This is a genomic window from Tessaracoccus sp. MC1756 (assembly GCF_014164735.1).
In the GTDB taxonomy this organism is placed as follows: Bacteria; Actinomycetota; Actinomycetes; order Propionibacteriales; family Propionibacteriaceae; genus Arachnia.
In genome coordinates this window covers 37,964-57,672 of sequence record NZ_JACJFZ010000003.1, presented here as the reverse complement: position 1 = coordinate 57,672, position 19,709 = coordinate 37,964, and the positions used below count along the sequence as shown (strand labels likewise).

The following is a 19,709-nucleotide window of genomic DNA, read 5'->3' as shown; positions in this document are numbered from 1 at the left end:
CGTGGCAACGCAAGCTAAGAGGTCACGACCAGGAGTCGTCCTCATCGTCTTCCTGCTGATCCTGGCAGGACTCTTCACCATCATGGCCGCCACCAAGACCTGGGGGCCGAAGCTCGGCCTCGACCTGCAGGGTGGCCAGACCATCACGCTCACGGCCACCAACAAGACCGTGACCCTCGAGTCGCTCGAACTCGCCCGCGACATCATCCGCCAGCGTGTCGACGGCCTGGGTGTGGGCGAGGCCAGCGTCGCCGTTCAGGGTGAGCGGCACGTCGTCGTGTCCGCCCCGAACGTGTCCCGCGACGACCTCGTCGACCTGGTCGGCGCCACCGCGCAGCTCGCGTTCCGCCGCATCCTGAACGTAGGCGTGGGCACCGGTGAGTCGCCGGACCCGGCCACGGAGGACGGCACCGCCCTCCCGGGCCTGCCGGTTGCGCCCACTCCGGAGACCGCCGACGGCGAGGACCCGCAGCAGCTGGGCACGCCCGAGGCGATCAACTACCAGCCCACCCCGGAAGACCTCTCCTACTTCGAGTCCTTCGCGTGCGGCGACGACACCCACGAGGACCCCACCCGCGCCCTGGCCGCCTGTGATTCCACGGGTTCGCAGAAGTACCTGCTCGGCCCCACGGTCATCCGCGGCCAGGAGCTGTCCACGGCGTCCTTCGGGATCCCGCAGGGCGAACTGCAGTACGCCGTGACGCTCGCCTTCAACGACACCGGCACGCGCCAGATGTCGGAACTCACCGGTGCCCTGGTGGGCCAGCCCGAGCCCAACAACATGTTCGCAATCGTCCTCGACGGCGTCGTGGAGTCGGCGGCCACGGCGCAGGACCGCATCGTCAACGGCGAGGCGATCATCCGTGGCGGCTTCACCGCTGAGTCGTCCGCGGCACTGGCCAACGTGCTCAAGTTCGGTGCCCTGCCGCTCAGCTTCGAGCCGTCGCAGGTCGAGACCGTGTCGGCCACCCTCGGTGGTGAGCAGTTGCGCGTCGGCATCATCGCCGGCCTGATCGGCCTCATCATCGTCGCGCTGTACTCGTTCATCTACTACCGCGCGATGGGCATCGTCGTCGTGGCCTCCCTCATCGCGGCCGCCGCCGCCACGTATGCCATGGTCGTCCTGCTGGGCTCGACGATGGGCGTGGCGGTGAACCTGCCCGGTATCGCCGGTGCGATCGTCGGTATCGCCATGACGGCAGACTCGTTCGTCATCTACTTCGAACGCATCCGCGACGAGATCCGCGACGGCAAGTCGCTGAAGTCGTCGCTGCTGTCCGGGTGGGCGAAGGCGCGCGGCACCATCGTGATCTCCGACGCCGTGCAGCTGCTCTCGGCCGTGGTGCTGTTCATCCTGGCTGTGGGTAGCGTGAAGGGCTTCGCGTTCATGCTGGGCCTGACGACTGTCCTCGACCTCGTGGTCGTGTTCTTCTTCACGAAGCCGCTGGTGGAACTCCTCGGCCGCACCGCGTTCTTCGGGCAGGGCCACAAGTGGTCGGGTCTCGACGCCGCGCACATGGGTGTGTCCCGTGACTCACTGCTCGGCCGCCGGTTCCGCCGCAGCACCGCTGCTCCCTCGACCACCCTGCAGGAGGCGTGATGTCCGAGACGACTGACAAGAAGCTGGGATTCGCCCACCGTCTCTACACGGGCCAGATCTCCTACGACTTCATCAGGCACCGCAAGTTGTGGTTCATGATCTCCGGCGTCCTGCTGGTGCTCACCATCCTGGTGCTGCTGATCAGGGGCCTGACGCTCGGCATCGAGTTCCGCGGCGGCACCGATTTCCAGGTGCCGATGCAGGTCACCTCGACCACGGTCGACGACGTGCGCAGCCAGGTGAACGAGTTCAGCATCGAGGAGCTCGAGCCCCAGGTGTTCTCCCTGGGCGACTCGCAGATCCGCATCCAGACGCGCACGCTGTCGCCGGCGGAGACCACCACCACCCGCGGCGAGATCGCCGAGCTGGCGGGCGTGTCCTCCGAGGACGTCACCTACAACGCCATCGGTGCCTCGTGGGGCAAGGAGATCTCCCGGCAGGGCGTCATCGCGCTCGTGGTCTTCACCGTGCTCGTCATGCTCTTGATCGCGGTGTACTTCCGTGACTGGAAGATGTCGATCGCGGCCATCGTGGCCGTGTTCCACGACCTGCTGCTGACCGTCGGCGTGTACGCCGCCGTCGGCTTCACGGTGACCCCGTCGACCGTCATCGGTGTGCTGACCATCCTGGGCTATTCGCTCTACGACACCGTCGTGGTGTTCGACAAGATCCGCGAGAACACGAGGAACATCGAAGAGACCAACTGGACTTACTCGGAGCGGGCCAACCTCGCGACGAACCAGGTGATCGTCCGCTCCCTCAACACCACCATCATCGGCATCCTGCCCGTGCTGGCGCTGTTCTCAGCGGGCACGCTCCTGGACAGTGGTCCGCTCGCAGACCTCGGGTTGGCCCTGCTGGTCGGCATGGTGGCCGGTGCATACTCCTCGCTGTTCATCGCCTCGCCCATCCTGGCGATGCTGCGGGAGCGCGAGCCTGCCATGGCCGAGCACCGTGAGCGGATCGAGCGTCGCAAGGCGCGCGCTGAGGCCAAGTCCGCGCACCGTCACCAGGTCGCCGAGGAGAACCTCGTGCACTCCGGTGCCGTTGCCGCGGACGACCGGGCGCCCATCTCGCCCGTCACCCCCGGGGAACGCCGCGTGCGTCGCACGGGTGGTGCCAGGGCCGACCGGAAGAAGGGGAAGTGACCCAGGACGAGTCGGCCGCTCGGCGCGCCCTCGTCGGCGAACTGATCGCCGACGTCCCCGACTTCCCGAAGCCGGGGGTGGTGTTCAAGGACATCACGCCGCTGCTGGCATCGGCGAAGGGCTTCCAGGCCGCGATCACCGAATTGGTGACCACCGCCCCGAAGCACATCGACATCGTGGTGGGGATGGAGGCCCGGGGATTCATCTTCGCGGCCCCCGTCGCCCTCGCGCTCGGGGCCGGATTCGTGCCGGTGCGCAAGCCCGGCAAGCTGCCGGGTGAGATCATCAGCCACTCCTACGAACTGGAGTACGGCTTCGAGACCCTCACGATGCACCGCGACGCCATCCGTCCCGGGGCCCGTGTCCTGGTGGTCGACGACGTGCTCGCCACCGGCGGCACGGTCGGGGCCACTGCTGAGCTCCTGCAGCAGATGGGCGCGGACCTGGTCCACGTCTCCGTCGTGATGGAACTCAGCTTCCTCGGCGGCCGTCAGCGGCTCGTTGAGCGTGGCATCGACAACTGCACCGCAGTGGTGACAGTCTGAGGCCATGGCCAAACTGCAGCCCGGGGGGCGCGGCGGGGTCCTGTCCCTGGTCAGTCTGCCCCGCATCACCAGCTCCCCCTTCAAGGAACTGGCGCGGCGCGGCGCCCTCGCGCTGATCCTGCTGATGATCTCCACCATGCTGGTGTGGCTCGACAACGATGCGTACCGCGACAACACCGCCCAGGACGGCGTCAGTTTCATCGACGCGATCTACTACTCGACGGTGACCGTCACCACCACCGGCTACGGCGACATCACCCCGGTGGCGACGCATGCCCGCCTGATCAACGCGCTGGTGATCACGCCGCTGCGCATCGGTTTCCTGGTGCTGTTGGTCGGCACCACCATCGAGGTGCTCGCCAACGAGGGCAGCCGCAGCATCAAGGACAACCTGTGGAGAAGAACCATGCGTAACCACGTCGTCGTCATCGGCTACGGCACCAAGGGGCGAAGCGCCGTCAACACACTTCGCAGGCAGGGCCAGAAGCCGGACCGCATCGTCGTCATCGACAACTCGGCCGCGGCCGTCAACGAGGCGAACCTCGACGGGCTTGCCGCGTTCCAGGGCGACGCCACGCGTCGTTCACTGTTGCGACGGGCGGAGGTGGCCAAGGCTCGGCAGGTGATCATCTCGCTGGACCGTGACGACGCGGCCATCCTGACCACCCTCAACGTTCGGCAGATCAACCCCACGGCCGGCGTCATCGTTTCCGTGCGGGAGCAGGACAACGTGATGCTGGTACGCCAATCCGGTGCGTCGTCGGTGGTGACCAGCTCCGAGACGGTCGGTAGGCTCCTGGGCCTGTCGGCGATCGGCCCCGAACTCGGCACCATCATGCAGGACATGCTGACCGGCGCGGAGGGCCTCGAGGTCCACCAGCGTCTCGCGGAGATCGAGGAAGTGGGCAAGCCGCCGTCGTCCGTGCTGGGGGAGCGGGTCATCGGTCTGATCCGCAACGGCACCCTGCGCCGTTTCTACGACCAGACCGCCACCCGCATCGAGACGGGCGACGAGCTCATCGTCGTGCGCCGGGCCGCGCCGCCCGCGTCGAAGGACGTGCTGCGCGCGGTCGATGACGACGACCTCTGATCCGCGCCGTCCGCGTCACTGCGCGCACACGCACTACACTTGGCCAGCATGACGGATGAGCCCCTCGGCGGTACCTCCCGGTTGGTGACCGGGCCGGAACAGCCGCGTCTCCGGATGCGGCACCGGCTGGCCCGGCTGGGTGCTGTGCGGCCCAAATCGGCCATCCTCGATCCCCTGAACCGCATCGTCCGGTCCAACCATCCGCGTGCCGATCTGGCGGTCATCGAGCGCGCCTACCGCGTCGCGGAGCACCACCACGAGGGCCAGACCCGCAAATCCGGGGACCCGTACATCACGCATCCGTTGGCCGTTGCGACCATCCTGGCGGAACTGGGCATGACGGAGCCGGTGCTCGTGGCCGCGCTGCTGCACGACACGGTGGAGGACACCGACTACTCGCTGGAGCAGTTGCAGCTGGAGTTCGGCGAGGAAGTCGCCCACATGGTCGACGGCGTCACCAAGCTGGACAAGCTCACCTACGGCGAAACGGCCAAGGCCGAGACCATCCGCAAGATGATCATGGCCACCAGTGAAGAGGTCCGCGTCCTCGTCATCAAGCTGGCGGACCGGTTGCACAACATGCGCACCCTGGGTTACCTGCGCCCCGACAAGCGGGTGCGGATCGCCACGGAAACCCTGAACATCTTCGCCCCCTTGGCCCACCGCCTGGGCATGAACACGATCAAGTGGGAACTGGAAGACCTCTCGTTCGCCACGATCGAGCCCAAGTTCTACGCCGAGATCGTTGACATGGTGGCCCAGCAGGCACCCGGCCGCGAACGCTACCTGCGCGAACTGATCGCCCAGTTCCAGAAACTCCTCGTCGAGGCCAAGATCGACGCCACGGTCTACGGCCGGCCGAAGCACTACTACTCCATCTACCAGAAGATGATGGTGCGCGGCCGCGACTTCAAGGACATCTACGACCTCATCGGTCTACGGGTCCTCGTCCACGACATCAAGGACTGCTACGCGGTGCTGGGCGTGGCGCACGCGGGCTGGAAACCCATCCCCGGCCGGTTCAAGGACTACATCGCCGGCCCCAAGTTCAACATGTACCAGTCGCTGCACACCACTGTGCTGGGCGCCAACAACGAACCCGTCGAGTTCCAGATCCGGACGCACGAGATGCACCGCCGCGCCGAGTACGGTGTCGCGGCGCACTGGAAGTACAAGGCGGACCTGCGCGACGGGGTGTCGCCCGAAGAGGCGGGCCTGCGGGCCATGCACCAGCTGGGCGTCATGAGCAAGGAGACCGAGGACCCCAGCGAGTTCCTCGACTCGGTCCTGTTCGAGATCAACGCGGACGAGATCTACGTGTTCACGCCGAAGGGCGAGGTCATGGCGCTGCCCGTCGGCGCCACGCCCGTCGACTTCGCCTTCGCGGTCCACACGGAGGTGGGCCACCGCACGATCGGGGCTCGGGTCAACGGCCGCCTCGTGGCGCTCAGCACCCCGCTGCAGCAGGGCGACAAGGTCGAGATCCTCACCTCCAAGGCCGAAGGCGCGGGCCCCAGCCGTGACTGGCTGGGCTTCGTCGTCAGTTCGCGGGCGCGGCAGAAGATCCGCCAGCACTTCTCCCGCGAACGTCGCGACGTGGCGATGGAGCAGGGCAAGGACATGCTCGCGAAGGACCTGCGTCGGGCCGGCGTCCCGCTGCAGCGACTGCTGACCCTGGAGAACCTCACGGCCGTCGCCAACGCCCTCGGCTACAACGACGTGCCCAGCCTCTACGTGGCCATCGGCGAGGGCCACATCGGCCCGCAGGGCGTGGTCGAGAAGCTCGTCCAGTTGCACGGCGGCGAGGACGAGACCGTCGACACCGTCACGGAAGACCTGGTGGTCAAACAGCACCGTCGGCCGCTCACCGACGGTGCGCGGATCCTCGTCGACGGCGATGACTCGGTCATCGCCAAGTACGCCAAGTGCTGCTACCCGCTGCCCGGCGACGACATCGTGGGCTTCGTCACCAAGGGCGACGGCGTCTCGGTGCACCGCCGCGACTGCAGCAACGTGCCGTCGCTGATGAAGGAACCCGAGCGCATCGTGCCGGTGTCCTGGTCCGACAGTCAGGAGGGCGCGTCGTTCAGCGTGACCATCCAGATCGAGGGCATCGACCGCGCGCGCCTGCTCTCCGATGTGTCGTCGGTGCTCTCAGAGCAGCACCTCGACATCCTCGCGGTGAACATCACCACGAACAAGCAACGCCAGTTCACGGGCAAGATGACGTTCGAATCCGCAGATCCCACCCATCTGCAGCACGTGATGAACCTGATCCGGCGCGTGCCGGGCGTCTATGACGTCTTCCGCGTCGCCGGCTGAGCGCACCCGGCCACAAAAAAGGAGATTCCCGCCACATGACGCCCTCGGGCGCCGATGTGGCAGGAATCTCCCTCGAAGTTCCCGGACCGGTTACTTGGTGAAATCTGCGAGTGTCTCCCGGGCCTGCTCCAGCCAGCTGGTGTAGGTCTCGATCGACTTCTGCGCGTCCTTGGCCTTCTTGTCGTCGCCGCGTTCCTGCGCCTGGGCGAGGTCCTGCTCGAGCTTGGCGATCTGGTCCTCGAACATCTTCACGGTGCTCTCGGCGCGCTCGCGCGCCTCGGGATCCGTGCGACGCCACTCTTCGGCCTCGAGTTCGGAGACCTTCTCGCCGAGGGTGCGGACCCGGTTGTCCATGTCGCGCATGGCGTTGCGGGGCACATGGCCGATCTCGTTGAACTGGGCGAGGAAGTCGCGGTGGATGCTCTTGGCGGCCTCGATGTCGGTCACACCCTCGAGGTCCTTCTCGACCTTCTCCACCAGCGCCTGCTTCGCGGCCAGGTTCTCCGACTGCTCGCCGTCGGCGGCGTTCTGCGCTTCGGAGCGGGCGTTGAAGAACTCGTCCTGGATGCCCCGGAAGCGTGCCCAGAGCTTGTCGTCGTCTGCGCGACGGGCGCTGCCCGCGGCCTTCCAGCGGGTCATCAGGTCACGGAAGGCCGCAGAGGTGGCGCCCCAGTCCGTGGACGTGGCGAGCGGCTCGGCCTCCGCGATGATCGCTTCCTTGGCGGCCTTCGCGTCGTCACGATGCGAATTCAGCTCCGAGAAGTGCGCCTTGCGGCGACGGGTGTACTGCGTGCGCGCCGACGAGAAGCGGTGCCACAGTTCGTTGTCCGTGGCGCGGTCGATGCGGGGGAGTGCCTTCCACTCGTCCAGCAGGGTGCGGAAGCGGTCCACGCCGCCGCGCCAGTCGTTTCCGGCGGCGAGTTGCTCGGCCTCCACGACCATGGCTTCCTTCGCGGCCACGGTGACCGCGTTCTGCTCCGCACGCTGGGCCTTCCGCGCCTCGATCTGTGCCGGCAGCAGCTCACTGACGGCCTCGAGGCGTGCGGTCAACGCCGGCAGGTCTCCCACGGCGTTGGCCTCGGCGACGTTCTTCTTCGCAGTTTCGATCGCGGTGCGCGCCTCTTCGGGCGACATCGCCTGAGCCTTCACGCGGGATTCCAGCAGGGTCACCTCCGCAGCCAGGTTCTCGTAACGGCGGACGTAGAAAGCCATGGCTTCCTCGGGGGTGGAATCGGGAATCTGCCCGACACTTCGTTCTGTGTCACCCGTGATGACGTACACCGTGCCGTCTGGATCGACGCGGCCGAAATCTGCGGGCGCTTGCTGTTCGCTCATGGGCCCAATCTAGCGGGATAGGGTGGGTGTGTGCTCGTCCAGCCCATACCTGTATCCCCATGGCAAGCAAATTGTTATGTGGTGAGCGCTTCCGAGGACGTGTCGGAGTGCGTCATCGTGGACCCCGGGATCACCGCCGATGAGCCTGTCGGGGCGCTCATCCGTGAGCGCGGGCTGAGCCCCATGGCCATCCTCGCGACGCACGGCCACCTGGACCACGTGGGCGACGCCCATCTGCTCGCCGCGAGGTGGCGCGTGCCCGTCTATCTGTCGACCGCTGACCAGCACCTCCTCACCCGCCCAGCTGATGGGCTGGGGCCCAGCGGCGCCGCGATGCTGCGTCAACTCACCGGCTCGGAGACGTTGCCCGCCATCGACGACGTGCGCGACTACGGCGAGCCGTTCACGGTCGCCGGCCTCACCGTCGAGGCCTTCGCGGCGCCCGGGCATACCAAGGGCTCCACGCTGCTTCGCGTCAGCTCGTCGCGAACCACAGTGGTGTTCAGCGGCGACGTGCTCTTCGCGGGCACGATCGGGCGCACCGATCTGCCCGGCGGTAACATGGCCGAGATGCGTGACTCGCTGCGGCGCATCGTCGAGCACTTCCCGGCGCAGACCCCTCTGCTGCCGGGCCACGGCCAGCCCACCAGCCTGGCCCAGGAACTCGCTTCCAACCCATACCTGCAGCCCGGAAACGTGTAGAGGTACCGCCACCTTGTCCCGCCCCAGGCCGCTCAGCGGCTTCCCCGAGTTCCTGCCCGCCGGTCGTTTCGTGGAGAACCGCGTCCTCGACGTGGTGCGCACCACGTTCGAGCTGCACGGTTTCGCCCCCATCGAGACCCGGGCCGTCGAGCCGCTCGACCAACTCGCGCGCAAGGGCGAGATCGACAAGGAGATCTACGTGGTCCGCCGCCTCCACGCGGAAGCGGCGGATGCCGACGAACTGGGACTTCACTTCGACCTGACGGTGCCGTTCGCCCGCTACGTGCTGGAGAACGCCGGGCACCTGGTCTTCCCCTTCCGCCGCTACCAGGTCCAGAAGGTCTGGCGCGGTGAGCGCCCCCAGGAGGGCCGCTACCGTGAGTTCACGCAGGCCGACATCGACATCGTCGGGCAGGGGAACCTCGCCGCGCACCACGACGTGGAGATCCCGCTCGTGGCCCTTGACGTGTTCGAGAAGCTCCACACGGACCTGGGGCTGCCCCCCGTGAGCCTGCACGTGAACAACCGCAAGCTTTCCGAGGGCTTCTACCGGGGTCTCGGCATCGACGACACCGCGGCGGTGCTGCAGCGCGTCGACAAGTACGACAAGATCGGTCCGGACGCGGTGGCCGAACTGCTGACCGGCGAGCTCGGCCTGAGCAGCGCCCAGGCCAAGGCCTGTGTGTCGCTGGCCGGCATCGCCGCCACGGACGAGTCGTTCGTCGACGACGTGCGGGCCCTGGGCGTCACCCATGAACTGCTGGACACCGGCCTGGAGGAACTCTCCGCGCTGATCCGGGTGGCGGGGCGTTCGGTGCCGGACCGCGTGGTGGCGGACCTCAAGATTGCCCGCGGGCTGGACTACTACACCGGCACTGTCTACGAGACCTCGCTGGTGGGCTCGGAGAAGCTCGGCTCGGTCGCCTCCGGCGGCCGCTACGACTCCCTCGCCAGCGACGGGAAGACCACCTTCCCGGGTGTCGGCTACTCGTTCGGCATCACCCGCATCCTCGCCCCCCTCATCGGGCAGAAGAAGCTCACGGCGTCGCGCTCCGTCCCCAGTGCGGTCCTGGTCGCCGTGGACAACGAGGAGGCCCGCGAGCAGGCCATCGCAGTGGCGGCCGCCCTGCGCAGCCGTGGCATCCCGGTCGAGGTTGCGCCGAAGGCAGACAAGTTCGGCAAGCAGATCCGCTATGCCGAGCGTCGCGGCATCCCGTTCGTCTGGTTCGGCGCCGGCCACGACGATTCGGTCAAGGACATCCGCACCGGCGAGCAGGTCGCGGCCTCCCCGCTGGAATGGATGGCCCCGGCTGAAGACCTCCGAGTCGCCGTCGGGTCGGCGCTCTGACGCCCGCCATGGACGTGCAGTGCATCGGCGTCATCGGCGCGGGCAAGCTCGGCACGGCGCTCGCCCGGTTGGCCCTCGACGCCGACTACGAGGTGCGAATCTCCGGTTCGCCGCGCCAGGCCATGCTCGAGCTCGTCATCGGCACGGTGCTCCCCGGCGCCCGCCTGCTGCCCGAGGCTGACGTGATCGCGCGGTCGGATCTGGTCGTCCTGGCCATCCCGTTCGGCAAGGCGCATTCCGTGGACTTCGCCGCGCTGGGCGGCAAGATCGTCGTCGACGCGATGAATGCCTGGGAGGCGGCAGGCGGTCACCTCGACGAGGAGCACGGCGGCACCACGTCGTCGCTGATCAAAAAGCGCAACCCGGAGATGCGGCTCGTGAAGTCGCTCAACCACCTCGGCTATCTGGACCTCACGGGAGACGCCCGGGAGGCCGGCCATCCGCTGCGCCGGGCGATCGCCGTGATCTCCGACGACCAGGAGGCCCGCGCCGTCGTGGCCTCCGTCGTCGACTCCCTGGGCTTCGATCCGGTGGAGGCACCCACGGCCGCGTCCCGCTGCCTGGAACCGGATTCCCCGGTCTTCGGGAAGCCCGTGTCCGCGCCGGAACTCCGTGAGGCACTCGGCCTCTGATTGTCGCCCCACGCCAGAGTCTCGTTACGATGGCCGGACGAGCTGCACCGTCTATGCAGCCGAAGATAGGACAAGTGAAGTGATTCGCACCTTTGAGGCCGGCACGTTGCGTGCCGAGCACGTGGGCCAGGAAGTCGTTCTCGCCGGATGGGTGGCCAAGCGCCGCGACCACGGCGGCGTCGCCTTCATCGACCTGCGGGATGCGTCGGGCATCTGCCAGATCGTCGTGCGCGACGAATACCTCGAATCCGCCGGCATCCACGACCTGCGCAACGAATTCTGCATCCGGGTCACCGGGCTGGTGGACAAGCGTGAGGACGGCAACGTCAACCCCAACATCCCCACCGGCGAGGTCGAGGTGGTCATCCGCGAGCTCGAGGTGCTGAACCCCGCCGCGCCGCTGCCGTTCCAGATCGACGAGCGCACCACCGTCGGTGAGGACGTGCGTCTCAAGTACCGTTACCTCGACCTGCGCCGCCCGCGGCAGCACGAGGCCATGGTGCTGCGTTCCAACGTCACCCACACCATCCGTGAGGTGCTGGCCAGGCACCGCTTCTACGACGTGGAGACCCCCACGCTGACGCGCTCCACGCCGGAAGGCGCCCGCGACTTCATCGTTCCTGCGCGCCTCCACCCGGGCAAGTGGTACGCCCTGCCCCAGAGCCCTCAGCTGTTCAAGCAGCTGCTCATGGTCGGCGGCATGGAGCGGTACTACCAGATCGCCCGCTGCTACCGCGACGAGGACTTCCGCGCGGACCGTCAGCCGGAGTTCACCCAGCTCGACATCGAGATGAGCTTCGTGGACCAGGACGACGTCATTGCCCTCTCCGAAGAGGTGATGGCCGCCTGCTGGCGTCTGATCGGTGTCGAGATGCCGCTGCCGCTGCCGCGGATCACCTGGCATGACGCTATGGACAATTACGGCTCCGACAAGCCGGACCTCCGCTTCGACCTCAAGATCCGCGAACTCACCGAGTTCTTCAAGGACACCGCCTTCCGCGTCTTCCAGAACGCGTACGTCGGCGGCGTCGTGATGCCCGGCGGCGCCTCGCTGCCGCGTCGTCAGTTCGACGCCTGGCAGGAATGGGCCAAGCAGCGCGGTGCCCGTGGGCTCGCCTACATCACCATCGGTGAGGACGGCACGCTCGGTGGCCCCGTGGCCAAGAACCTGTCCGACGTGGAGCGCGACGGCATCGCCGGGATCATGGACGCCCAGCCGGGCGACGCCATCTTCTTCGCCGCCGGCCGCCGGGAGCAGTCCCAGGAACTCCTGGGCGCCGCCCGCCTCGAGATCGGTCGCCGCACCGGCCTGATCAACGAGGACGAGTGGAGCTTCGTCTGGGTGGTCGACGCGCCCATGTTCAAGTCGACGGAGGACGCTCAGGCCGCCGGTGACGTCGCGGTGGGCGCGGGCAAGTGGACCGCGGTCCACCACGCCTTCACCTCGCCGACGCCGGAGTGCCTGGACACGTTCGACACCGATCCCGGCTCGGCGCTCAGCTACGGCTACGACTTCGTCTGCAACGGCAACGAGGTGGGCGGCGGATCCATCCGTATCCACCGCCGCGACGTGCAGGAGCGGGTGTTCAAGGTCATGGGCATCGGCGACGAGGAGGCCCAGGAGAAGTTCGGCTTCCTGCTCGACGCCTTCAGCTTCGGCGCCCCGCCGCACGGCGGCATCGCGTTCGGGCTGGACCGCCTCGTCATGCTGCTCGGCGGCTTCGACACCATCCGCGACGTCATCGCCTTCCCGAAGAGCGGCGGCGGATTCGACCCGTTGACCGAGGCCCCGGCCGCGATCGACCCGAAGCAGCGCAGGGAGGCCGGCGTGGACCACAAGCCGGAACCCAAGGACGCCAAGGACGCCAAGCCGGCAGAAGGCGCTTCCTGAGCCACGGCCATGAGCTACGACCTTTTCGGCAACCCTGACCCCGAGCCCACGGCCCGGGGCGGGTCGCTGAGCGACGCGATGAACCCGCAGGCGCCCCTCGCGGTGCGCCTGCGGCCGCGTTCGCTCGACGAGATCGTCGGGCAGCAGCACCTCCTCGCCCCCGGCTCACCGCTCCGCCGGCTCGCTGAGGGCCAACCCATGTCGGTGTTCTTGTGGGGGCCTCCCGGCGTCGGCAAGACCACCATCGCCTCGGTCGTCTCGCAGGCCACCCGCCGGCGCTTCGTCGAGCTCTCGGCCGTCACGGCCGGGGTCAAGGAGGTTCGGGCGGAGCTGGCCGAGGCCAAGCGGGAACTGGCACGCGGCAACGCCACCGTCCTGTTCGTCGACGAGGTGCACCGGTTCTCCAAGGCCCAGCAGGATGTGCTGCTGCCGGCCGTGGAGAACCGGCTGGTCACGCTGATCGCGGCCACCACGGAGAACCCCAGCTTCTCGGTGATCTCGCCGCTGCTGTCGCGCTCGCTCCTGCTGCGCCTGCAGCCGCTCGACAACGCGGACCTCTCCGCCCTCGTGGACCGCGCCCTCACGGACGAGCGCGGCCTGGCGCGCGCCAACGGCGACCTGTTCGAACTGGCGGACGACGCCCGCGACCTCATTCTGCGGCTGGCCGGCGGCGACGCCCGCCGCGCGCTCACCTACCTCGAGGAGTCCGCAGCGGCAGCCGACGCCAAGGGTGGGGCGCTGATCGACGTGGCCTCTGTGGAGTCGTCGGCAGACCGCGCCGCGGTGCGCTACGACAAGGACGGCGACCAGCACTACGACATCATCTCGGCGTTCATCAAGTCGGTCCGCGGCTCCGACGTGGACGCGGCCCTGCACTATCTGGCGCGGATGCTCGAGGCGGGGGAGGACCCCAGGTTCATCGCGCGGCGCCTGATGATCTCGGCCAGCGAGGACATCGGCATGGCCGCCAGCGGAGTGCTGCAGACGTGCGTGGCCGCGGCCCAGGCCGTGCAGCTGCTCGGTATGCCCGAGGCGCGCATCACGCTGGCCCACGCCACCGTCGCGGCCGCCACGGCGCCGAAGTCGAACGCGGCCTACGCGGCGATCAACGCGGCGATCGCCGACATCCGGCAGGGCAAGGGCGGTCTGGTGCCACCCCATCTGCGCGACGCCCACTACGCCGGTGCCGAGAAGCTCGGCCACGGCAAGGGTTACAAGTACGCCCACGACTACCCGCACGGCGTGGCGCCGCAGGTCTACCTGCCGGACGACCTCGCCGGAACTGAGTACTACCACCCCACGGACCACGGTCAGGAGGCCGCCATCGCCGAGCGCGTCGCTGCGCTGCGCGCGCTGCTGGGCGAAGGATGATGGTCGGCTAGAGTTACGCCCATGACGCTCATGACTGTTGGAGAGGTCGCAGGCCTGATCGCCGCGATCGCGGCCTGCGTATTCGTGGCCCTGGCCGCAGTACCGCTGCTCAAAGCCGGGCGCGCCCTCGACGAGGTGCGTCTCGCCGTCCGCGACATCGGGCACAACTCAGTGCCGGTGCTGCAGGAACTCAAGAGCACCGTGGCCACCACGAACGCCGAGCTGGGGAAGCTCGGGGTCGTGACCGAAGACGCTGCCAAGGTCACCGGGCACGCCACCGTCGTGAGCGAGAACGCCGCCCAGTTGTCCACGCTGTTCGCCGCCACCCTGGGTGGCCCGCTGGTGAAGACCGCCGCGTTCAGCTATGGCGTGCGGAAGGCACTCAAGGGGCGCAGGAAGTGAGCCGCTTCTTCTGGATGCTCGTCGGCATCGGGCTGACCATCTTCGTGATGCTGCGGGGCCGGGAACTGCTGCACAAGCTCACGCCGCGCGGGATGGCCGAGCAGGTCGAGAAGAAGGGCCACGAGACAGCCGCCGGCTTCGGCGACTTCATGGCCACCTTCCGCCGCGCCATGGCCGAGCGCGAGGCCGAGCTTCGTCGCGAGCTCGACCTCCCCGAACCAACCTCCAACTGATCTCCACTTTCAAGGAACCACACGTATGAAGACCTCCGATATCCGGAGCAGGTTCGTCGACTTCTTCGCGGCGCGGGACCACACCAAGGTCCCCAGCGCATCGCTGTTGTACAACGACCCCACGCTGCTGTTCGTGAACGCGGGCATGGTGCCGTTCAAGCCCTACTTCCTGGGCGACGAGCCCGCACCGTACAAGCGCGCCGTGAGCTCGCAGAAGTGCGTCCGCACCCTCGACATCGACGAGGTGGGCAAGACCACCCGGCACGGCACCTTCTTCCAGATGCTGGGCAACTTCGCGTTCGGCGACTACTTCAAGGAAGGCGCCATCCAGTACGCCTTTGACCTGGTGACGGGTTCCGAGGCCGACGGTGGATGGGGTTTCGACGCCGACAAGGTGTGGGTCACCGCGCTCCACGGTGACCAGGAGACCATGGACCTCTGGCGCACGATGGGCATCCCGCGCGAACACATCCAGGAGCGCGGGCTCAAGGACAACTACTGGCACATGGGCGTTCCCGGCCCCGGTGGGCCTTGCTCGGAGATCTACATCGACCGCGGGCCGGAGTTCGGCCCCGACGGCGGCCCGGAGGCAGACGAGGACCGCTTCCTCGAGATCTGGAACCTCGTGTTCCAGCAGGAGGAGCTCTCCGCGGTGCGCCGCAAGGACGACTTCGACGTCCTGCGCCCCTTGCCCCACCGCAACATCGACACCGGCTCCGGCCTCGAACGCGTCGCCTACCTGAAGCAGGGGGTGGCGAACATGTACGAGATCGACGAGGTGTACCCCGTCATCGCCAAGGCGGCCGAGCTTTCGGGCAAGGCCTACGGCGCCTCGGACGTGGACGACGTCCGGTTCCGCGTCGTGGCAGACCACGTGCGCTCCGGCCTCATGCTGATGACCGACGGCGTGACCCCCGGCAACGAGGCGCGCGGCTACGTGCTGCGCCGCCTCCTGCGTCGTGTCGTACGCGCCATGCGCCTCCTCGGCGTGGGGGACCCGGTGCTGCAGGAACTGCTGCCCGTGTCCAAGGCCGCCATGCTCGGATCGTTCCCGGAGATCGAGGAGGCCTGGGGCCGGGTGTCCCAGTCCGCCTACGCTGAGGAGGAGTCCTTCCGTCGCACCCTGCAGTCCGGCACGGTCATGTTCGACACCGCCGTCGGCGAGGTGAAGAAGTCCGCCACCACCACCCTGCCCGGTGACAAGGCCTTCCAGCTGCACGACACCTACGGGTTCCCGATCGACCTCACCATGGAGATGGCCGGCGAGGCCGGCCTCTCCGTGGACCGCGCCACGTTCGACGAGCTCATGAAGGAGCAGAAGGAACGCGCCCGCGCGGATTCCAAGGCGAAGAAGGGCGGTGCCGCCTCGGTGGAGGCCTACCGTCAGCTCCGCGAGAAGGGTGAGGTGCCCTTCCTCGGCTATACGGACCTCTCCGTGGCCACCAGCGTGCGCGGGATCATCGCCGACGGCGTGAACGTCGACCGGGCCACGGACGGCACCACCGTCGAGATCGTGCTGACCGAGACCCCGTTCTACGCGGAGGCCGGCGGCCAGGACGCAGACCGCGGCACCATCGTCGGCGACGGGTTCTCGCTGGATGTGATCGACGTCCAGCGCCCCGTGCCCGGCCTGGTCGTGCACCGGGTGGAGGTGTTCGGCGAACTGCCGCTCGGTGCGCAGGCAGATGCACGCGTCGACGCCGCAGCGCGTCACGGTGCCTGCCAGGCGCACACCGCCACGCACATCGTGCACGCCGCGCTGCGCGAACTGGTGGGTTCCACCGCGACGCAGGCGGGCTCGTACAACAAGCCCGGCTACATGCGCTTCGACTTCTCCTCGCCGAAGGGCCTGTCGGACCAGCTGAAGGCGGAGGTCGAGGCCAGGGCCAACGAGGCGATCATCGCCAACTACGCCGTGAGCGCGCAGGAGATGAAGCTGGAGGACGCCAAGGCACTCGGCGCCATGGCGATGTTCGGCGAGAAGTACCCGCCGGTCGTGCGCATGGTCGAACTCGCGGGTCCATGGTCCCGTGAGCTGTGTGGTGGCACCCACGTCGCCAACACCGCGGAGATCGGTGTGCTCAACCTGCTCAGCGAGTCGTCGATCGGCTCCGGCGTGCGCCGCGTCGAGGCGCTGGTCAGCACGGATGCGTTCGCCAAGTTCGCGGCTGAGCGCGCGCTCGTCAACCAGCTGACCGACGCCCTGCGGGTTCGCCCGGACAACCTCGTGGAGCGCGTCGAGAAGATGGTGGCCCAGCTCAAGGACGCGGAGAAGGCGATCGCCAAGCTCCAGTCCGAGAAGCTGCTGGCCGGCGCCGCCTCGCTCGTCGACCAGGCGGTGGACGTCAACGGCGTCCGTTTCCTCGGCGTCGAGACGCCCGGGGTGGGCGGCAACGAGCTGCGGACCCTGGCGCTGGACCTGCGCGAACGGCTCGGGAGCGGTCCCGGCGTCGTCGCGCTGATCGGTGGCGCAGAGAGGCCTACGGCGATCGTGGCCACCAACGAGTCGGCGCGCGGCCTGGGGCTCGGAGCCGGACGCCTGATCTCCGTCGCGTGCGCAGCAATGGGCGGCAAGGGCGGCGGCAAGGACGACCTGGCCCAGGGCGGCGGCACCGATGCGTCCGCCGGCCCGCAGGCCATCGCTGCTGTCCGCACGGCGCTGGAGGAGCGTGCCTGAGGGTGCGCGCCTCGGGATCGACTGGGGCAAGGCGAGGATCGGGGTCGCGGCGTGCAACGCCGGGGTCTCCTTCGCCTACCCGGTCGAGACCGTGCCGGCGGGACCCGGCGAAATGCAGCGCCTGGCGGCCATCGTGGCGGAGTACGAGCCTGAGGTCGTCTACGTGGGGCTCCCGCTCACCCTCGCCGGTGAACGCAGCTTCGCCGCGCAATTCGTCGTCGAGAAGGCGGCCCAGCTCGCCCGGGTGATCACGGCGACACCGGTGCGGCTCGTCGACGAGAGAATGAGCACCGCGTCGGCATCCCGTAGTCTGGGCGACGCAGGTCGTCGCGCCAAGCAGCAGCGCAGGGTCATCGACCAGGCTGCGGCCGTGGAGATCCTGCAGCGGGCCCTCGACGCCGAAGGGCGAACGGGACACCCGGTCGGAGAATCTGTAGAGCTGGAGGCAGAGTGAACGCGAAGTTCACCGATAACGACGGTCGTCTCAACTGGCGCCGCCTGGGTTACACGGCGCGCAGCGCCTTTGCGGTGCTGCTGTCGCTGGCGGTGCTCATCGGCGGCGGGTGGTTCGTCTACTCGAAGGCCAACGACGCCTACGTGTCCTGGCGCACCGCCGAGGATTACATGGGGGAGGGGAAGGACGACGTCCAGATCGTCATCCCCCGGGGCGCGAGCATCACCCAGATCGGCGAGATCCTGCGCGAGGCGGGTGTCATCAAGTCCACCCGCACCTTCCGCCAGGTGGCCACGCGCAGCGGGGAGTCGGACCAGCTCCAGGCAGGGAGGTTCAACCTGAAGAAGGAACTGCCGGCTGAGACGGCGTTCACGATGCTGCTGGATCCGGAGAACGTGGAGCGCCTGATGGTGACCTTCCCGGAAGGCACCGTGTCCGTCAGGCAGTGGCAGATCATGGAACGGCCGGCCAACTCCGTGATCGGGTTGACCTACGCCGACATGGAGGCCGCCGCAGCAGATCCCACCATCTACCCGCTGCCCGGCTATGCCAACGGCCAGTTGGAGGGCTTCCTGTTCCCGTCCACCTACCAGGTGGGTGAGCCGGCGGTCGCCTCGCACCTGATCGCCACCCAGGTGTCGCAGTTCAACCGCGTGGCGGACAAGATCAAGCTGGAGGAGGGGGCGCAGGCGCTGGGCGTCACGCCTCGCAACATCGTCACCACCGCGTCAATCATCGCGGCAGAGGTCAGCAGCGCCAAGGACCAGCCGATGGTGGCACGCGTGATCTACAACCGCATCAACGCCGGCATGCCGCTGCAGATGGACTCCACCGTCCATTACGCAGTGCAGCGGTGGGACACCGTCACCACCACGGCCGAGGAACGCCAGAACCCGTCGCCCTACAACACCTATGTGCACAAGGGCTACCCGCCGGGCCCCATCAGTAATCCCGGCGAATCGGCCCTCCTCGCCGCGCTCAACCCGGCAGACACCGACGCGCTCTTCTTCGTGACGGTCAACCTGGACACCGGCGAGACGAAGTTCGCCGCCACCCTGGAGGAGCACCAGGCCAACCAGGCCGAGTTCCAGGCCTGGTGCCAGGCCAACACCGGCCGCTGCAGCGGATGAGCGCCGGAGGGCGCTACCGGGCCGCCGTGATCGGCGACCCGGCCGAACATTCATTGTCGCCGGCCATCCACCGTGCCGGCTACCGGGCCAACGGCCTCGTGTGGCGCTACGACGCCGTCACCGTCACGCCCGCGCAACTCGACGGCTTCGTGCGGTCCCGCCTCGACGATCCGGCCTGGGCCGGTCTCAGCGTCACCGCCCCGCACAAGGAGGCAGCGCTGGCCTACGGGGAGGCCGACGAACCCACCCGGCTGGTGGGGGGCGGCAACACGATCGTCTTCGGGGCTGAGCCCAGGGTCTACAACACGGACGTGCCCGGCTTCGTCCGCGCATGGCGGGCGCACGACCTCGGGACGCCCCGCACTGCGGCCATCCTCGGCAACGGCGCCACGGCGCGTTCGCTGGTGCTCGCCCTCGCGGGGCTCGAGGCCAGGGAGATCATCGTGCTGGCTCGGCGCCCGGAGCGGGCGGCGTCGATCCTCGAACTGGCCCGCACCCTGGGGCTGCACGCCGAGGTCACCCTGCTGGGGGAGAGCGTCGGTCCGGTGGACCTCGTGGCCAGCACCATCCCGCCAACGGCCACGGCCGAGCACGCAACGAAACTGGCCGAGCAGGCCAAGGTCGTCTTCGATGCGGTCTACGACCCCTGGCCGACGCCGCTCGGGCTCGCGGCCGAGGACGCCGGCCGCTTGTCGCTCAACGGGCTTGACCTCCTGGCCGGTCAGGCGGTGGACCAGTTCTTCCTGCTCACCGGGCACCGCGTGACGTTCGAGGAGTGCCGTTCGGCAGCCGGTCGGGAACTCAAGAGGCGCTCCCTTCTCTGACACAA

17 protein-coding genes are annotated in these 19,709 nt (G+C 68.2%); 16 read left to right on the top strand and 1 reads right to left on the bottom strand.

Going from position 1 to position 19,709, the window contains the following annotated elements:
- Position 1 precedes the first annotated feature (1 nt).
- The 5 genes from secD to H5393_RS09385 are packed head-to-tail and all read left to right on the top strand — an operon-like array spanning position 2 to position 6,705.
- Positions 2–1,600 carry a protein translocase subunit SecD gene (gene secD / locus H5393_RS09405; RefSeq protein ID WP_182766439.1) on the top strand — a complete coding sequence of 533 codons (1,599 nt, stop codon included), beginning with the start codon at positions 2–4 and terminating at the stop codon, positions 1,598–1,600.
- On the top strand, positions 1,600–2,748 hold the full coding sequence (secF, locus tag H5393_RS09400) for a protein translocase subunit SecF (protein WP_182766438.1): 1,149 nt from the start codon (positions 1,600–1,602) through the stop codon (positions 2,746–2,748). Before secD ends, secF begins: the two co-directional genes overlap by 1 nt.
- A complete protein-coding gene (locus H5393_RS09395) occupies positions 2,745–3,293 on the top strand; it encodes an adenine phosphoribosyltransferase (RefSeq protein ID WP_182766437.1) in 549 nt (182 codons plus the stop codon). The genes secF and H5393_RS09395 overlap by 4 nt, the downstream gene beginning before the upstream one ends.
- Before the next feature lie 4 nt (positions 3,294–3,297).
- Positions 3,298–4,383: a TrkA family potassium uptake protein gene (locus H5393_RS09390; protein WP_182766436.1), complete on the top strand. Its 1,086-nt coding sequence runs from the start codon at positions 3,298–3,300 to the stop codon at positions 4,381–4,383.
- 48 nt (positions 4,384–4,431) lie between these two features.
- Positions 4,432–6,705 (top strand): bifunctional (p)ppGpp synthetase/guanosine-3',5'-bis(diphosphate) 3'-pyrophosphohydrolase, encoded by a 2,274-nt coding sequence (locus H5393_RS09385; protein ID WP_182764701.1) that lies wholly within the window; start codon positions 4,432–4,434, stop codon positions 6,703–6,705.
- 90 nt (positions 6,706–6,795) lie between these two features.
- On the opposite strand, the gene H5393_RS09380 is transcribed toward H5393_RS09385, so the two are convergent.
- Complete coding sequence (locus H5393_RS09380) at positions 6,796–8,040, bottom strand: DUF349 domain-containing protein (RefSeq protein WP_182766435.1); 1,245 nt, start codon at positions 8,038–8,040, stop codon at positions 6,796–6,798.
- A gap of 30 nt (positions 8,041–8,070) precedes the next feature.
- Between H5393_RS09380 and H5393_RS09375 the strand changes: the two genes are divergently transcribed.
- From H5393_RS09375 to H5393_RS09325, 11 genes are all read left to right on the top strand, one after another.
- The gene (locus tag H5393_RS09375; RefSeq protein ID WP_220486408.1) at positions 8,071–8,742 is read left to right on the top strand and encodes an MBL fold metallo-hydrolase; all 672 of its coding nucleotides are present in this window, start codon (positions 8,071–8,073) and stop codon (positions 8,740–8,742) included.
- Positions 8,743–8,755: 13 nt separating this feature from the next.
- Positions 8,756–10,090, top strand: coding sequence for a histidine--tRNA ligase (hisS, locus tag H5393_RS09370; RefSeq protein ID WP_182766434.1), 1,335 nt, complete (start codon positions 8,756–8,758; stop codon positions 10,088–10,090).
- A gap of 8 nt (positions 10,091–10,098) precedes the next feature.
- Positions 10,099–10,722, top strand: a complete 624-nt coding sequence (locus H5393_RS09365; RefSeq protein WP_182766433.1) for an NADPH-dependent F420 reductase — start codon at positions 10,099–10,101, stop codon at positions 10,720–10,722.
- A 79-nt stretch (positions 10,723–10,801) separates the two neighbouring features.
- Positions 10,802–12,613: an aspartate--tRNA ligase gene (gene aspS / locus H5393_RS09360; protein WP_182766432.1), complete on the top strand. Its 1,812-nt coding sequence runs from the start codon at positions 10,802–10,804 to the stop codon at positions 12,611–12,613.
- A gap of 9 nt (positions 12,614–12,622) precedes the next feature.
- On the top strand, positions 12,623–13,984 hold the full coding sequence (locus tag H5393_RS09355) for a replication-associated recombination protein A (RefSeq protein WP_182766431.1): 1,362 nt from the start codon (positions 12,623–12,625) through the stop codon (positions 13,982–13,984).
- A gap of 21 nt (positions 13,985–14,005) precedes the next feature.
- Positions 14,006–14,386, top strand: coding sequence for a DUF948 domain-containing protein (locus H5393_RS09350; protein ID WP_255436439.1), 381 nt, complete (start codon positions 14,006–14,008; stop codon positions 14,384–14,386).
- Entirely contained in the window at positions 14,383–14,619 is a 237-nt protein-coding gene (locus H5393_RS09345) for a DUF6167 family protein (protein WP_182764694.1), read from the top strand. Before H5393_RS09350 ends, H5393_RS09345 begins: the two co-directional genes overlap by 4 nt.
- Before the next feature lie 25 nt (positions 14,620–14,644).
- Entirely contained in the window at positions 14,645–17,296 is a 2,652-nt protein-coding gene (gene alaS / locus H5393_RS09340; protein WP_182766430.1) for an alanine--tRNA ligase, read from the top strand.
- Positions 17,289–17,750 (top strand): Holliday junction resolvase RuvX, encoded by a 462-nt coding sequence (gene ruvX / locus H5393_RS09335; RefSeq protein ID WP_370585966.1) that lies wholly within the window; start codon positions 17,289–17,291, stop codon positions 17,748–17,750. The genes alaS and ruvX overlap by 8 nt, the downstream gene beginning before the upstream one ends.
- A complete protein-coding gene (mltG, locus tag H5393_RS09330; protein ID WP_182766428.1) occupies positions 17,747–18,880 on the top strand; it encodes an endolytic transglycosylase MltG in 1,134 nt (377 codons plus the stop codon). The genes ruvX and mltG overlap by 4 nt, the downstream gene beginning before the upstream one ends.
- Entirely contained in the window at positions 18,877–19,704 is an 828-nt protein-coding gene (locus H5393_RS09325) for a shikimate dehydrogenase (RefSeq protein WP_182766427.1), read from the top strand. The genes mltG and H5393_RS09325 overlap by 4 nt, the downstream gene beginning before the upstream one ends.
- Positions 19,705–19,709: the final 5 nt, after the last annotated feature.